Source organism: Bifidobacterium sp. B4079, assembly GCF_026537385.1.
GTDB lineage: Bacteria > Actinomycetota > Actinomycetes > Actinomycetales > Bifidobacteriaceae > Bombiscardovia > Bombiscardovia asteroides_I.
On the sequence record NZ_JAFNMH010000001.1, the window covers coordinates 509639 to 525981 of the forward strand.

Here is a 16343-nt window from a genome sequence, read left to right on the forward strand (position 1 = left end):
CGACTTAGGCTGTGGCTCGATAACCATGTCCAGCCTGCACCCTGTAACGCGGGCTCCGATAGCAAGGACGGCATTCATGACACAGTCGAGCATCTCCATCATCGTCAAGGGCGAACGGAAGGAGGTGGCGGCGGATCAGACTGGCGTCCAGCTTTTTGCTGACGACAAGGACATCATTGCCGTCGACCTCAACGGGCAGCCACGCGACCTCTACACACCTCTGCACGAAGGCGACAAGGTCGAGCCCATCACCCTGGAGAGCGACCAGGGACTGGCCATCATGCGGCACTCGGCCACCCACGTCATGGCCCAGGCCGTCCAGGAGATCCGCCCGGACGCCAAGCTGGGCATCGGCCCTGTCATCAAGGATGGCTTCTACTACGACTTCGACGTGGACAAGCCCTTCACCCCCGACGACCTCAAGCAGATCGAACAGCGGATGAGGCGGATCATCAAGTCCTCCCAGAGCTTCCGCAGGCGCGTCGTCACCGAGGAGGAGGCCCGCAAGGAGGAGGCCGACCAGCCCTACAAGCTGGAGCTGATCGGTGCCAAGGAGGCCGAGATCAACAGCGAAGAGGCCACCGAGGTGGCCACAGGCGGCGAGCTGACCATGTACGACAACCTGGACCGCGAGGGCAACACGGTCTGGAAGGATCTCTGCCGGGGCCCCCACCTGCCCAACACCCGCTACATCCGCTGCTTCAAGCTCATGCGCACGGCCGCCGCCTACTGGCGCGGGGACGAGAAGAACCCCATGCTTCAGCGCATCTACGGCACCGCCTGGGCCAATAAGGACGACATGAAGGCCTATACCGCCCGTCTGGAGGAGGCCGCACGCCGCGACCACCGCAAGCTGGGGGCCGAAATGGACCTCTTCTCCTTCCCGGATGAAATCGGCCCCGGCCTGCCAGTCTTCCACCCCAAGGGCGCAGCCGTCATCAACGCCATGGAGGACTACTCCCGGCAGATGCACCGGCGCAACGGATACTCCTTCGTGCAGACCCCGCACATCACCAAAGGCCACCTCTACGAGATCTCGGGCCACCTGCAGTGGTACAAGGACGGCATGTACCCGCCCATGCACCTGGACGAGGAAAAGGACTCCAACGGCAAGGTCACCCGCCAGGGCTTCGACTACTACCTGAAGCCCATGAACTGCCCCATGCATAACCTGATTTTCAAGTCCCGCCAGCGCTCCTACAAGGAGCTGCCCCTGCGGTTGTTCGAGTTTGGCACCGTCTACCGTTACGAGAAGTCCGGCGAAGTCCACGGCCTGACCCGTGTGCGCGGCCTGACCCAGGACGACTCCCACATCTACTGCACCCGGGACCAAATGAAGGGGGAGCTGACCAACCTGCTCCAGTTCGTACTCAAGGTGCTCAAGGACTTCGGCCTCAACGACTTCTACCTGGAGCTGTCCACCAAGGATCCCAACAAGTTCGTCGGATCCGACGAGGTCTGGGAGGAAGCCACCAACACCCTGGCCGAGGTGGCCAAGGACTCCGGGCTGGAACTGGTTGACGACCCCGAGGGCGCCGCCTTCTACGGGCCCAAGATCTCCGTCCAGGCACGTGATGCCATCGGGCGCACCTGGCAGGTCTCCACCATCCAGCTGGACTTCAACCTGCCCGAGCGCTTCCAGCTGGAGTACATCGCCGCCGACGGCTCCCACCAGCGGCCGGTCATGATCCACCGGGCCCTCTTCGGATCCATTGAGCGCTTCTTCGCCATCCTGCTGGAACACTACGCCGGCGCCTTCCCAGCCTGGCTGGCCCCGGTCCAGGTGCAAGCCGTGCCCGTGGCCGACGAATTCGCCCCCCACTTAGAGCATCTGCTGGACGAGCTGCGCGATGACATGGTCCGTTGCGAGATCGACCGCTCCGATGACCGTTTCGGCAAGAAAATTCGCAACGCGGCCAAGTCCAAGGCCCCCTTCATCCTGATCGCCGGCGAGGAGGATGTCTCCAAGAACGCGGTCTCCTTCCGTTTCCGCGACGGCAGTCAGCTCAACGGCGTGCCCGTGGAGCAGGCCCGCGCCTGGATCAACGAGGCCATCAAGGTCCGTGCCCAGATCAACTCGGCAGACGACTTCCGAGCGAACACCTCCTGCAGTCAGGACTGACCGATGTTCGAGCATCTACGGCGCCCCTGGAAGCGCATCATCGCCCCCATCGCCCGCGGCCTGGTTCGTCTGGGCGTGAGTGCCAACGGTGTCACGATCAGCGGAGCCGTAGGCACCACTTTGGTCGCCATCGTGACCGGGTTCACCGGTTGGCTCCTGCCCGGGGCCATCGTCCTGGCCATCCTGGTGGCCTTCGACTCCCTGGATGGTTCCGTGGCCGCGCTGACCGGCGGGGGCACCCAGTTCGGAGGCTTTCTGGACTCCACCCTTGACCGGATAGCCGACTGGGCCGTCCTGACCGGGGTCATCATCTACCTGCGCCGCCACGAGCTGGCCTGGGTGGCAGATGGCAGCCACCAGGGTCCAGACATCTGGGCCCAGGTTGGCATGGCTGCAGCGCTCTTCGCCATCATGACCTCCTTCGTCACCTCCTACGCCCGGGCCCGGGCCGAGGCCGAGGGGTTCGAGGCTAAGAATGGCATTGCCACCAGGTCGGATCGGCTGGTCATCATCCTGGTTGGCATGGCCCTGACTGGAGCCGGGCTGCCCCTAGCTGTGCTCAGCTGCTTCCTGGTCCTGCTGGCCTTGTTGGGCATCATCACCGTCTGGCAGCGGATCAGCCACGTCGGCAAGGACATGAGCCGCAACCCACAGCCCGCCAACCCCAACCACGAGTGAGCCTATGCCGGACCGACTGCTCATCTTTCTGGCGCAGCACGCGCGTCTGGTGCCCGAGCGGCTGGTGCGCGGCCTCTTCCTGGCAGCAGCCGACCTCTGCTGGCTATTGCGGATGGGCGGCGTCAGACAGCTGGAGCGCAATCTGGCCCATGTCATGCCAGAGGCCGACCGTCGTAGCCTGCGACACACCTCGCGCCAGGGCATGCGCTCCTACTTCGTCTACTTCGTCGAGGCCCTGACAGTGGGTGCCCGCACCAAGGAGCAATTGCTGGCACGCATACACGGAGGCGGCAGCGCATATCCTGATCCGGCCAAGCGCGACATCGGCCTGTGCTCCCTGCCCATCGGCATGGGCCACCAGGGCAACTGGGACTATGCCGGATTCTGGGCCAGCTCCACGGTCGGCCAGGTCACCACGGTTGCCGAGCGACTGCGGGACCAGGAGATGTTGAACACCTTCGCAGACATCCGCCGTCGCTTGGGCATGAACATCCTGCTGACCGGCGAGCCGGACATCACCGGCCGTCTGACAACCGTGCTGCGGGAGCCGGACCAGGTGGTGCCCCTGCTTGCCGACCGTGATCTGAGCCGCCGAGGCGTCTTCGCCAAGGCCTTCGACTCCTGGATTCGCGTGGCCGCAGGTCCTGCCGTCATTGCCTTGGACGCCCGTCTGCCCCTGTATACCGTCAACATGCACAGGGAAAGGCTGACGAGGGAGCGTCGCCGGCAGGCCAAGTCCCCCTATGGCTATATATGCCAGGTGGACGGGCCCATCGCCATAGAGCCCTACTTGGACATGCCCCGGGAGCAGGCGATCAACTCTCTGACACAGGCCTGGGTGGATCAGTGGGCCCAGGGCATTCGTGAGCATCCCGAGGACTGGCACATGCTCCAGCCGATTTTCCTCGAGGATCTGGATCTTTCTCGGATGCACGACCTGCCGGACTTCATCCTGGCCCAGGCATCCAAGAACAAGGGAGGTGACGGGCATGAAGGCACCCGAACAAAGACCTGAACAGGAGCCAGAGCGAGCCGCCATCAAGGCGCCTCTGCGGGTGGGGATTATCTCGCCCTACTCCTTCGAGACCCCGGGCGGCGTCCAACTGCACATCCGCGACTTCGCCAGGCATCTTATGGACCGTGGCCACCAGGTGCAGGTTCTGGCCCCGGGCCGACGCACCCAGGACATGCCCCTCTGGGTGCACACCACCGGCTCCTCCTTCTCCATTCCATACAACGGATCCGTGGCCAACCTGAGCTACTTCGGCGCAGCCGGCCACAAGACCCGGCAGTGGGTCAGACAGGGCCACTTCGACATCCTGCACCTGCACGAGCCCGAGGTGCCATCCCTGAGCCACAAGCCTCTGAGGCCCGGATTTGTTCCCTGCCCCTATGTGGCCACCTTCCATGCAGCCTTCGATTCGACGCCTCTGGCCCTGAGGCTGACCAGGCGCTACCTGCGGAGGTACCTGGCCAGCATCAGCCAGGCCATCTTCGTCAGCCCATCGGCCATGCAGACTGCCCAGAATCTGCTGGAGCCGGGCATACCCAGCCAGATCATCCCCAACGGCATCGAGACCAAAGTCCTGCGCAATGCCCGGCCGCGCCCGGAATGGCAGGGGAGCGAGCAGGAACCCACCATCGGATTCCTGGGACGGATGAAGGAGGAGCGCAAGGGTTTCAAGATTCTGGCCCAGGCAGCACCTGCCATTCTGCAGCGCGTGCCGGGAGCCCGTTTCCTATGTGCGGGAGACGGCCAAGGGGATGCCCGGAAAATACTCGAGGCTGTCGATCCCGGACTGGCCCAGCACTTCACCTTCCTGGGTCGGATCAGCGACGAGGACAAGGCCTCCTTCTACCACAGCCTGAACCTGTATGTAGCCCCGCAGACCGGGGGAGAGAGCTTTGGCATCGTGTTGGTCGAGGCCATGGCTGCAGGCTGCCCGGTGGTGGCCTCGGACCTGCCAGCATTCAAGGATGTCTCCCAGAACGGCCACAACGCGCGTCTGTTCGCCAACGGAGACCCCTTGGACTGCGCCCGGGTGGTCCTTGGACTGCTGGACGACCGAAGTGTCCGCCTGGATCTGGCCTCGCACGGAATGCGTCGGGCCAGCGACTACGATTGGGAGCGGGTCACCGACCAGGTTCTAAATGTCTATGCTCGTGCCCTGGCAGCCCGGCCTGATCATCGCCGTGGCCTGCTGGGCAGACTGGTAGGCCGGAAGGCTGGTTCTCTTTACGATGAAGCCCCTACGGAAGGGCCTGAAAACTCGTAAAATTGTCGAAGAGCGGAACTAGAATTCCATTCGTTTACGCATTCGTACCGTCAGGAGACATATGTCAGGGCATTCGAAGTGGGCGACCACCAAGCACAAGAAAGCAGCCATCGACGCCAAGCGTGGCAAGCTCTTCGCCAAGCTGATCAAGAACATCGAGATCGCTGCCCGTACCGGCGGCGGTGACCCCGACGGCAACCCCACACTCTACGACGCCATCGTCAAGGCCAAGAAGTCCTCCGTACCCGCAGACAACATCACCAGGGCCGTCAAACGCGGCTCGGGCGAGGAGGCCGGAGCAGCCAACTACGAGACTATCGTCTACGAGGGCTACGCTCCCGCCGGCGTGGGCATCATCATCGAATGCCTGACCGACAACCGCAACCGTGCGGCCGCCGAGGTCCGTTCCACCCTGACCAAGGGCGGCGGATCCTTGGCCCAGAACGGGTCAGTCAGCTTCAACTTCGAGCGCAAGGGTCAGATTATCGTCCCCTCGGAGGGCCTGGAATACGACACGGTTTTCGAGAAGGCCGCCGAGGCCGGGGCCGAGGACGTGCAGGACAACGGCGAGAGCTACACCGTGCTGACTGCCCCCGGCGACATGGTCAACGTCCGCAAGGCCTTGCAGGAGGCGGGCATGGACTATGACTCCGCCGACCTGGTCCTCAATCCCAAGAGCGAGGTCACCTTGGACTTGGACTCCGCCCGCAAGGTCTCCAAGCTGATCGACAACCTGGACGACCTGGACGACGTGCAGGAGATCTACAGCAACTGGACAGCGCCCGACGAGGTCATGGCCCAGCTGGACGACGAGTGACCTTATGATTGTTCTCGGCGTCGACCCGGGGCTCACCCGATGCGGCGTTGGCATCATTGAAGCCGGTGCATCGCGCCGGCTTTCCTTTGTTCATGTGGACGTCGTGCGCTCAGACCCCGAACAGAGCCAGGACCTGCGGCTGCTGACCATCTACCAGGGGCTGACGGCCGCACTGGACCGTTACAGCCCCGACGTGGTATCCATCGAGCGGGTCTTCGCCCAGTCCAATCACAACACCGTGCTGGGAACCGCACAGGCAGCCGGACTGGCCATGCTGGGTGCGGCACAGCGAGGGATCCCCGTGGCCCTGCACACACCCACCGAAGCCAAGATGGCCGTGACCGGCAACGGCCAAGCCGACAAGATCCAGGTGCAGCGGATGGTGGCCCGAATTCTTAGTCTTAACCAGCTGCCCAAACCCGCAGATGCCGCCGACGCTCTGGCCCAGGCCATCTGCCACGCCCTAAGGCCCGCCGGAGCCATTCAGGGCGGGGAGCGCGAAGAGCATCTGACCCAGGCCCAGCGCCAGTGGGCACAGGCTTCCGCCAAGTATGGCAAGCACCGGGGAGTCCAGCGAGACATGTAAGCTGATTCGAACAGACGTTCGATTCCGTCAAGGGGTGATCAAATGCTGGCAATGCTGACCGGGCGGGTGGCCGCCATCGAAACGGGCTCTGCCGTGATCGATGTTTCGGGGGTGGGTTTCGAGGTGCGCATGCCCCAGTCGGACCTGGCCTCCATGCGGGCCGAGTCCACAGTCACCGTCTACACCGCCCTTTCTCTGACCCAGGACGCGCTGACCCTCTACGGATTCCTCAGCCGCACCTCCAAATCCCTCTTCGCCCAGTTGCAGAAGGTCAGCGGCATCGGTCCCCGCGTGGCCCTGTCCATTCTCGCCACTCTGAACTCGGACCAGCTGGCCCAGGCTGTGGCCGATGGCGATGCTGCAGCCCTGTCCCGGGCGCCGGGCCTGGGCAAAAAGGGCGCTCAGAAGATCATCCTCGAACTCTCCGGCAAGCTGGATCTGGACACAGGCAGGGGCGAACAGGGACCCACCCGGACTGACGATGGCGCCCACCAGGTGGTCGAGGGACTGCTCTCCCTAGGTTGGTTACAGCATGATGCCGAGCAGGCCGTGGAACAGACCTGCAGCGAGGGCGGCTACACCCTGCCACTGCAGTCAACCGACATTCCCAAGGTGCTCAAACAGGCCCTGACCCGGCTGGACAGGGGGCGCTGACCCATGGCTGACAAGCAGCTGTCTACGGGGTACATCGATTCCCAAAATGCCGACGCTCAGGAGGAATCCCTGCGGATGGTCTCGGCCCAGCCCATCGAAGGCGAACCGGTCAGCGACGAGGAGCTGCGTCCGGAAACCCTGGACGGATTCATCGGACAGCCTCGGCTCAAGGCCCAGCTGGGCCTCTTTCTGAAGGCCGCCAAAAAGCGGGACGTGGCTCCGGATCACATCCTGCTGGCAGGTCCTCCAGGCCTAGGCAAGACCACCCTGGCCATGATCGTCGCCCACGAGCTGGAGGTGCCCATCCGTGTTACCTCGGGGCCGGCAGTTCAGCACGCCGGCGACCTGGCCTCTATTCTGAGCTCCCTGGAGGCCGGTGAGGTGCTCTTCATCGACGAGATCCACCGCCTGCCCAGGGCCGCCGAGGAGCTGCTCTACATCGCCATGGAGGACTTCCGGGTGGATGTCATGGTCGGCAAGGGCCCCGGTGCCTCTTCCATTCCGCTGACCCTGCCCAGATTCACGGTCATTGGCGCCACCACCCGCGAGGGCATGTTGCCCTCGCCCCTGCGGGCCCGTTTCGGTTTCACTGCTCACCTGGATTTTTACCCGGAGGAGGAGCTGGAGAAGCTGGTCGAGCGCTCAGCCAAGGTCTTAGGCATCGTTCTGCAGGATGACGCTGCCCATCAGCTGGCCCTGCGCTCACGTGGCACGCCCAGGATTGCCAACCGCCTGCTGCGCCGTGTGCGCGACTGGGCCATAGTCCACGATCTTCCCGAGGTCGGCCCTGACGATGTCAAGCAGGCCCTGGCCCTCTACCAGATAGACTCCGAGGGACTGGACCGCCTGGATCTGGCTGTACTCAAGGCCATCGTCAACAGTTTCGACGGCGGACCCGTGGGCCTGAACAACCTGGCCGCCATGGTGGGCGAGGAGGCGGAGACGGTCGAGACAGTCTGTGAGCCCTACTTGGTGCGCGAAGGCTTCCTGATACGCACGCCAAAGGGGCGTGTGGCCACCTCCAAGGCCTGGGAGCATCTGGGCCGCAAACCGCCTGAGGATGTCATGAAGCTGTTCTAGACTGTTGACTTCACAGTAATGCACATCGCCGTTTAATGCCCGTCAAAACAAGGAGTGGAAACAACCATGGGATCCATGCTTTTCATGATCGTCATCATTGCCCTGATGATCGCCATGATGTGGGGAAGCTCCCGGAAGAGCAAGCAACAGCAGGCCGCCGTCCAGGACTTCCGCCAGTCCCTGCAGCCCGGTGACGAGGTAGCCACCACAACCGGTCTTCTGGGCAAGGTCGTCTCCGTTGATTTGGAGAAGGAGCAGGTAGTCATCGACTCCGAGGGTTCGCAGTCCCGCTGGCGCATTCAGGCCATCACCAAGCCGCCCATCGTCCCGGCCTACATCCACGATGACGAGGTTGACGAAAACGGCAACCCCCTGCCCACGCAGGTGGAGGGCCAGTCCGAAGATGCGGATGCCCCCGCCGAGGTCACTGACGCTGAAGACGATGATAATGCCGATGGTGAAGACACCGCCGCCGACAATACGGCCGCACAGAGCTTTGCCGCCTCAGAGGGCAAGGAATCCGCCGAGCAAGAGCCCAAGAGTGAGGCCGAATCCAAGTCGGAGCCTGAAGACGAATCGGACAGGGCCAAGAATGCTGAGAAGCCAGATGACGCTGACGAATCGGATGCGTCCAAGGATCCTGACCCCTCTAAAGAGTCCGTTGCCTCCGAGGCTTCGGATTCGGCTTCCGCCAAGTCCTGAAACTTATACGCGCGCCACACCTTCCGTCAGGCTGACTCTGAGCGGAAACCCGGCGCGCGTATGATGGCCCCGGCAACCGCTTTCAAGGAGCAAAACAGAAAGAAGATCATGGCTCAATCGGACGATATCAAGGTTGGAGAACTTGAGCAGGTGGGCGATGATGACGCCGCTTATCTGATCTCATTGATCCGTACCATTCCGGACTTTCCCAAGAAGGGGATCCTTTTCAGGGACTTCATCCCCGCCATGTCGGATCCCAGAGGATTGTCCATCATCCTCGATGCCATGAAACGCACTCTGCCCGTCAAGCCAGAGGACTTCGACCTGGTAGCCGGGCTTGAGGCGCGCGGCTTTCTGATCGGCCCCCAGCTGGCCTGCGATCTAGGCAAGGGCTTCCTGCCCATGCGCAAGGCCGGCAAGCTCCCTGAGCCCACCTACAGCCAGGAATACGCCCTTGAATACGGCAGCGCCCGTATCGAAATCGAGCAGGGCTCACTGCGCCCTGGCCAGCGAGTCCTGATTGTCGACGACCTGATCGCCACCGGCGGTTCCGCCCAGGCAGCGGCTCGTCTGGTGGAGCAGGCTGGAGGCCAAGTGGCTGGTTTCAGCTTCGTTATGGAACTCAACGGTCTGGACGGTCGCAAGGCCCTGGGCGCCTACCCGGTCAGCTGCCTGATGAACATGCCCGCCTGAGCACGATTGGGGGGACCTTCACCATGGATTTGTACGAATACCAGGCCAGGCAGCTGCTCGCTGAGCATGGGATCTCCCAGCCCAGGGCCGTCTATGCCTCAACTGCAAAAGAGGCCGGCCAGGCAGCCGACGTTATCGGCTACCCCTGCATGATCAAGGGCCAGGCCACCATCGGTCACAGGGGACAGGCGGGAGCCGTCAAACGAGCCGAGAATCACGAGCAGGCTGTGGCCTTGGCCGAGGCCATCCTGCCCATGAACATCGACGGCCATCCGGTCAGCGGAATCCTGGTAACCGAAGCCCGCAACATCCTGCACGAGTACTACCTGTCCATCTCAGTGGACCGCACCTCCCGGGACTATGACGTCCTGGCCACAGCCAGCGGCGGCACCGAGGTGGAGACCATCGCCCGCGAGCACCCCGAATCAGTCCGGCGCCTGCACATCGGCCCGTTGGAGGATTTCGACAGGCAGGCTGCCCGCACCATGGCCGAGCGCATCGGCTTCTACCATGCGGATCTGGAGCAGGCTACGCAGATACTTCTAGGCATGTGGCACACCTTCCAGGACAGCGACGCGACCCTGGTCGAGATTAACCCTTTGGCCAAGGTGGGCGACCCGGATGACGAGGCCACCAAGCACCTGGACGCCCTCGATGCCAAAATCTCCCTGGACGGAAATGCGGCCTTCCGGCACGACGGCTGGAAGAGGTTCGCAGACCCGGCGCAGGTCGACCCCCTGGAAGCCAAAGCCAAGGCTGCAGGCCTGCACTACGTCCATCTGAACGGCCAGGTGGGCGTCATCGGCAACGGCGCAGGACTGGTCATGAGCTCCCTGGATGCGGTCGCCGGGTCAGGACGCCGACAGGGCGTTCGTATTGGACCCGCAAACTTCCTCGACATTGGCGGCGGCGCCTCGCCTGAGGTCATGCGCAGCAGCCTGGACGTGGTCCTCTCTGACCCTCAGGTCCGTTCGGTAATGGTCAATGTCTATGGAGGCATCACCTCCTGCCAGCAGGTGGCCCAGGGCATCCTGTCCGCCGTAAACGCTGCGGGCGAGCAAGATCAGGACGACGAGCGACCCATCGTGGTCCGATTCGACGGAAATGAGGCTGCCGAGGGACTGAACCTCCTGGCCAAGGCCCAGCAACCTAGGCTCAGGGTGGCCCGCACCATGGAGGAGGCGGCAGACCAGGTTGTGGCCCTGGCCGATCAAGCAGGAAAGGAGACGGGACGATGACCCTCTTCATCGAAGACGCTGCCCCCGTCATGGTCCAGGGCATGACCGGTCACCAGGGCATGGTCCACACAGCCCGCATGATGGCGGCCGGCACCAATATCCTGGCTGGGGTCAATGCCCGCAAGGCTGGAACGACAATTGACTTCGACGGTCCGGACGGCCAGGCACGGCATGTACCCGTATACGCCGACTGTGCAGCCGCCCGTCAGGCGACCGGGGCTCGTACCTCCGTGGTCTTCGTTCCGCCCAGATTCGCCAAAGATGCCATGATCGAGGCCATCGAGGCCGGCATCACCCTGATCGTGGTCGTCACCGAAGGCATTCCCGTGGCCGATACCGCCTACTGCGTGGCCCTGGCCAGGGAACGCGGCTGCCGCATCGTAGGCCCCAACTGCCCGGGGCTGATGACCATGTCCGACCGGCCCAACGGCGTCGGCGTGGATCTGGGCATCATCCCGCAGGGCATCGCCGGTCGCGGCCCGCTGGGACTGGTCTCCAAGTCCGGCACCTTGACCTATCAGCTCATGGGGGAGCTGTCCTCCATCGGTTTCACCGCCTGCCTGGGCATCGGCGGCGACCCTATTGTGGGCACCACCATGCTGGAGGCTCTGCACGCTTTCAACCGCGATCCTGAAACCAAGGCTTGCATCATGATCGGCGAGATAGGCGGGTCGGCCGAACAGGAGGCCGCCCACTGGGCCTCCACCCACATGACCAAGCCCATCGTGGCCTATATCGCCGGCTTCACCGCACCCGAGGGCAAGCAGATGGGCCACGCCGGAGCCATCATCTCGGGCGGCAAGGGCACGGCTGCAGACAAGAAGGAAATGCTCGAGTCCGTCGGCATCAAGGTGGGCACCACACCGGGCGAAACTGCCCGGTTGACCCGCGACCTGCTGCGGGAGCATGCCATCATATGACCGACAGTGTGAAAGCATGGCTCCGGGGAGCCCTAGAGGCCTTTCTAGCCATACTCATTTACACCGTCGCCCTCGGTGCCTGCATGGCACTGCTCCTGCTCATGATTTCCATTGAGGAGGGCGGGCCATCACTGTCCATGGCCACCGTGGCCCTGACAGAAACCATCACCCTGCTCACCCAAGGCTGTGGATTCACAGCCGGAGCCCTGACCCTAACCATCATCCCGCTGCTGCTGACTGGCCTGCTGATATGGGTGATCCGCACCCTGGTCGGCCGCATGGGCATGTCCGTCGGCGGCTGCATCGCCGGCCTGGTCGTCTGGATGCTGTGCAGCCTCATCCTCATGCAAGGCAGCCAGACCATCCAGGCGGACACCTCCCCGGTCATTCTTTTGCGGACCAGCCTGGTTTTCCTGTTGGGTTATGGCTGGGCCTGGGCCCGCTCTGAACCATTCCGACAGGCTTTTGCCAGACGAATCAAAGAGGCTCTGCCAATCCAGGTCCGCAGGACCATTCGGCTCGGGCTCACGGCCGGTTTGATGCTCCTGGCTGCCATGCTGGCCGCAGGCTTGATCGCCCTGATTGTCTGGATCGCCCTCTATCACGCAGACGTGGGCCGCCTGTTCAAACTGACGCGTATGGGCACTGCCTCGGCTGTAACGACTAGCCTGGCGTCCCTGGCATGGCTGCCCAATCTGATTATCTGGGCTGCCTCCTGGCTCTTCGGGGACGGTTTCAAGATAGGCCAGCTGGCCACCTTCACCCTCTGGTCCGGCCACGCATCAAGTCTACCCTCTCTGCCAATCTTTGGGCTTTTCCCAGAGCCGGTCTCCAGGCAGGAGGTTCGCATGCTTCTGCTCAACCTACCCCTGCTGTTCGGCGTAGTCGCAGGTGTTCTCTTGCTGACGGGGCCTTGGGGGGTCAGAATACTCGCTGCCGTGCGACAAGCAGGACTGAGATCCCGAGATACAGCAGTCTGCTTCCTTATGGCAACCCTGGCCATGGTCCTGGTCTGGCTGGTCACCCTGCTTGGACTTGCCCTGCTTTTCCAGCTATCCAACGGGGCCTTGGGCCGTCAGCGACTGGCCGGGGTGGGCGTGCCCATAGCCTCCTCCGTGCGCATGATCGGGACCTCCCTGGGGGTCGGCCTGCTGGGAGTATGGTTGCTGTCCCTTGTCATTGCTGCGCTGGCCATCATCAAGGACGCTCTGATCAACTATTTGCGCCAGGCAGTTGACAAAAAAACTTCCGCCAAGGCGGAGAACGAGGAAAAACACAACCAATCACGCCTGCAGGTGGGAAAGGAGCCCAAGGCAACCGACCGAGCAGACACACCACGACAGGTTTCGTCCACCCGCAGACCAGGCAAGTAGGTCCGAAGGTGGCGGGGCGCCTCGGCATTCAAGCATAGGAGTAGGAGTTTCCATGGTCACCACGAATCGAACCATCAACCGAGCGCTTGTCTCGGTCTACCACAAGCAGGGCCTTGAGGCCTTGGCATCGGCCTTCCGGCAGGCAGGCACCGAGGTCGTCTCCACCGGCAGTACGGCCAAAACACTGCAGGATCTGGGTGTCCAGGTCACTCCGGTGGAAAAGGTCACCGGTTTTCCCGAGAGCCTTGACGGCCGGGTCAAGACCCTGGATCCACACATCCACGCCGGGCTGCTGGCCGACATGACCGACCCTGACCATGCCCAGCAACTCAAGGATCTCGGCATAGCCCCCTTCGACCTCGTGGTGGTCAACCTCTACCCCTTTGAACAGACCGTCCTTGAGGACGCCGATGCTGATCAGTGCCTGGAACGCATCGACATCGGCGGACCCGCCATGATCCGGGCCGCTGCCAAGAACCACGCTAGCGTGGCTGTGATCACCGACCCGGACGACTATGCCCTGGCCGCCGAGCGCACCGCTTCCGGCACCGGTTTCAGCCTGGCTGAGCGCGGACGTCTGGCTGCCAAAGCCTTCGCGGTGACCGCCTCCTATGACGCGGCCATCGCCGAGTGGACAGCGCGCACATGGGTTGACAACAAGCAGGACAAAGCTGACGATCCGGGCCCAGCTCAGGCGTTGACTCGCACCTGGCGCCTGGCCAGCCAGCTGCGCTACGGGGAGAACCCCCACCAAAAGGCAGCCCTCTACCTGGATCCGCTGGACCGGGACGGCTTCGCCGCGGCAGAGCACCTAGGCGGAGCCAAGGCAATGAGCTACAACAACTATGTGGATGCGGACGCGGCTTGGCGGTCGGTATGGGACTTTGCCGATCTGCCCGCGGTGGCCGTGGTCAAGCACTCCAACCCCTGCGGTCTGGCCGTAGGGGCGGACATCGCCCAGGCCCACCGCCGCGCCCATGCCTGCGACCCCATGAGCGCCTATGGCGGGGTCATCGCCGCCAACCGCACGGTCACCCTGACCATGGCCCAGCAGATCAAGCCGGTCTTTACCGAGGTGATCGTGGCACCAGGCTATGAGCCGGAGGCCCTGGACCTGCTACGAACCAAGAAGAACCTGCGCATCCTTTCTGTGGAACGCCGTCCACGTCCTCGTCCGGTCATCCGTCCCATCGACGGGGGAGCCCTGGTGCAGACACCCGACCTGATCGACGCCCCGGGAGACGACCCGTCCACCTGGCGTCTGGTCTCCGGAAACCCCGCCGACCAGGTGACCATGGATGATCTCACCTTTGCCTGGCGGGCTATCCGCTCGGTCAAGTCAAACGCCGTGCTCCTGGCCAAGCAGGGAGCTACCGTGGGTATCGGCATGGGCCAGGTCAACAGGGTGGACTCCAGCCACCTGGCGGTCGAGAGGGCCAATACCCTGGATGAGGGCCGTAAGCGCGCCGAGGGCTCGGTGGCCGCGTCCGACGCCTTCTTCCCCTTCGCAGATGGTCTGGAGTACCTGATCCAGGCTGGCATCAGGGCCGTGGTGCAGCCGGGAGGATCCATCCGCGATCCCGAGGTGATCAAGGCCGCCCAGGATGCCGATCTGACCATGTATCTGACAGGAACCCGCCACTTCTTCCACTGATAAAACCTGACCTCGCGGTCGAATGTCGTTTTGTGACAAATACCTTGACTGCGGGGTCCAATGCGGTGATATGCTGAATGAACTGACCAGCGATGATGCTGACTGGGCATCCATAAATCGAAGGAGATATTGTGACCTATCAGACAGTCAATCCTTTTAACAACCAACTGATCAAGACCTATCCAGATGCCACCGACGACGACCTGGAGAACGCACTGGCCCGCGGCCATGACCTCTACAAGACCTGGCGCAAGCAGGAGGGCCCCGGCGACCGTCCAGCGCAACTGCGCCAGGTGGCCAAGCTCTTTCGCCAGGATGAAGACGCCCTGGCAACCAACATGACCAGGGACATGGGCAAGCTGGTGGGTGAGGCTCGTGCCGAGGTGGAGCTGTGCGCGGACATCGCAGACTACTTCGCCGACCAGGCCGAGGAGCTGCTGGCTCCCGTCCCCCTGGACAACCCTGCTGGCAAAGCCTACTATGTCAAGCAGGCCACCGGCGTCCTGGTCATGGTTGAGCCCTGGAACTTTCCCTACTACCAGATCATGCGCGTGTTTGCCCCCAACTTCATTCTGGGCAACCCCATGATCCTCAAGCATGCCTCCAACGTGCCTAGCTCGGCTGTGGCTTTCGAAGAGACCGTGACCAAGGCAGGAGCCCCCGAGGGCAGCCTGACCAACCTCTTCATCAACTATGACCAGGTGGACCGTGCCATCGCCGATCCGCGTGTCTCTGGCGTGGCTTTGACCGGGTCGGAGCGCGGCGGCGCCTCCGTGGCCAAGTCGGCCGGCGCCCACCTGAAGAAGTCCTCCATGGAGCTGGGCGGCAACGACGCCTTCATCATCCTGGATGATGCTGATTGGAATGCCCTCAAGCAAGTGGCACCCGGGGCCAGGCTCATGAATGCCGGACAGGTCTGCTGCGCCTCCAAGCGCTTCATCGTCATGGAGGACCGTTACGACGACTTCGTTTCGCTCATGGTCGACGCCTTCTCGCATATGGTTCTGGGCGATCCCAACAACCCCGACACCACGCTGGCCCCCATGTGCACGGTTTCGGCGCGTGACAATCTGGCTAAGCAGGTCGACCGGGCCGTGGCAGCCGGAGCCAAGGTCGCCTGCGGCAGCAAGCCCTATGATTCGCCTGGGGCCTTTTTCACCCCCACTATCCTGACGGACATCGACCGTGACAACCCTGCCTATGACCAGGAGATGTTCGGTCCTGTGGCCACCATCTACAAGGTGGCCAGCGAGGACGAGGCCGTGGATCTGGCCAATGACTCTAGCTACGGCCTGGGCGGCGTAATCTTCTCCCAAGACTCCGACCACGCTGATGCCCTGGCCAGTCGCATCGAAACCGGCATGACCTTCATCAATGGCAGTTGGGTGACCATGCCAGAGCTGCCTTTCGGCGGCGTCAAGAACTCCGGCTATGGCCGCGAGCTCTACAGCCTGGGCTTCGACACCTTCGCCAACGAGCATCTGATCTTCCAACACAACAACTGATCAGGCTGCTCTGACTCCTTGTTGAAACAGCGACCGTGCCATCAT

Annotated in this window: 15 protein-coding genes; all 15 read left to right on the forward strand. The window is 63.1% G+C overall.

Going from position 1 to position 16343, the window contains the following annotated elements; translation table 11 throughout:
* Nucleotides 1–76 precede the first annotated feature (76 nt).
* Entirely contained in the window at nt 77–2122 is a 2046-nt protein-coding gene (gene thrS / locus J3T95_RS02160) for a threonine--tRNA ligase (protein ID WP_267450235.1), read from the forward strand.
* A gap of 3 nt (nt 2123–2125) precedes the next feature.
* On the forward strand, nt 2126–2800 hold the full coding sequence (gene pgsA, locus J3T95_RS02165) for a phosphatidylinositol phosphate synthase (RefSeq protein ID WP_267450236.1): 675 nt from the start codon (nt 2126–2128) through the stop codon (nt 2798–2800).
* Nucleotides 2801–2804: 4 nt separating this feature from the next.
* A complete protein-coding gene (locus J3T95_RS02170) occupies nt 2805–3815 on the forward strand; it encodes a phosphatidylinositol mannoside acyltransferase (protein ID WP_220235829.1) in 1011 nt (336 codons plus the stop codon).
* Entirely contained in the window at nt 3790–5076 is a 1287-nt protein-coding gene (locus J3T95_RS02175; protein ID WP_267450237.1) for a glycosyltransferase family 4 protein, read from the forward strand. The genes J3T95_RS02170 and J3T95_RS02175 overlap by 26 nt, the downstream gene beginning before the upstream one ends.
* Before the next feature lie 61 nt (nt 5077–5137).
* Nucleotides 5138–5893, forward strand: a complete 756-nt coding sequence (locus J3T95_RS02180; RefSeq protein WP_267450238.1) for a YebC/PmpR family DNA-binding transcriptional regulator — start codon at nt 5138–5140, stop codon at nt 5891–5893.
* 4 nt (nt 5894–5897) lie between these two features.
* Nucleotides 5898–6479 (forward strand): crossover junction endodeoxyribonuclease RuvC, encoded by a 582-nt coding sequence (gene ruvC / locus J3T95_RS02185; RefSeq protein ID WP_220235826.1) that lies wholly within the window; start codon nt 5898–5900, stop codon nt 6477–6479.
* A gap of 42 nt (nt 6480–6521) precedes the next feature.
* A complete protein-coding gene (gene ruvA, locus J3T95_RS02190; protein WP_220235825.1) occupies nt 6522–7133 on the forward strand; it encodes a Holliday junction branch migration protein RuvA in 612 nt (203 codons plus the stop codon).
* Nucleotides 7134–7136: 3 nt separating this feature from the next.
* The gene (ruvB, locus tag J3T95_RS02195; RefSeq protein WP_220235824.1) at nt 7137–8213 is read left to right on the forward strand and encodes a Holliday junction branch migration DNA helicase RuvB; all 1077 of its coding nucleotides are present in this window, start codon (nt 7137–7139) and stop codon (nt 8211–8213) included.
* A 66-nt stretch (nt 8214–8279) separates the two neighbouring features.
* The gene (locus tag J3T95_RS02200; RefSeq protein WP_220235823.1) at nt 8280–8915 is read left to right on the forward strand and encodes a preprotein translocase subunit YajC; all 636 of its coding nucleotides are present in this window, start codon (nt 8280–8282) and stop codon (nt 8913–8915) included.
* A 108-nt stretch (nt 8916–9023) separates the two neighbouring features.
* The gene (locus J3T95_RS02205) at nt 9024–9608 is read left to right on the forward strand and encodes an adenine phosphoribosyltransferase (RefSeq protein WP_267450239.1); all 585 of its coding nucleotides are present in this window, start codon (nt 9024–9026) and stop codon (nt 9606–9608) included.
* A gap of 23 nt (nt 9609–9631) precedes the next feature.
* Nucleotides 9632–10846 (forward strand): ADP-forming succinate--CoA ligase subunit beta, encoded by a 1215-nt coding sequence (gene sucC / locus J3T95_RS02210; protein ID WP_267450240.1) that lies wholly within the window; start codon nt 9632–9634, stop codon nt 10844–10846.
* Nucleotides 10843–11766, forward strand: a complete 924-nt coding sequence (gene sucD / locus J3T95_RS02215) for a succinate--CoA ligase subunit alpha (protein ID WP_267450241.1) — start codon at nt 10843–10845, stop codon at nt 11764–11766. Before sucC ends, sucD begins: the two co-directional genes overlap by 4 nt.
* The gene (locus J3T95_RS02220; RefSeq protein ID WP_267450242.1) at nt 11763–13139 is read left to right on the forward strand and encodes a cell division protein PerM; all 1377 of its coding nucleotides are present in this window, start codon (nt 11763–11765) and stop codon (nt 13137–13139) included. The genes sucD and J3T95_RS02220 overlap by 4 nt, the downstream gene beginning before the upstream one ends.
* A 52-nt stretch (nt 13140–13191) precedes the next feature.
* Nucleotides 13192–14793 carry a bifunctional phosphoribosylaminoimidazolecarboxamide formyltransferase/IMP cyclohydrolase gene (gene purH / locus J3T95_RS02225; RefSeq protein WP_267450243.1) on the forward strand — a complete coding sequence of 534 codons (1602 nt, stop codon included), beginning with the start codon at nt 13192–13194 and terminating at the stop codon, nt 14791–14793.
* Between the two features lie 131 nt (nt 14794–14924).
* Nucleotides 14925–16298, forward strand: a complete 1374-nt coding sequence (locus tag J3T95_RS02230; protein ID WP_220237317.1) for an NAD-dependent succinate-semialdehyde dehydrogenase — start codon at nt 14925–14927, stop codon at nt 16296–16298.
* The last annotated feature ends 45 nt before the right edge of the window (nt 16299–16343 follow it).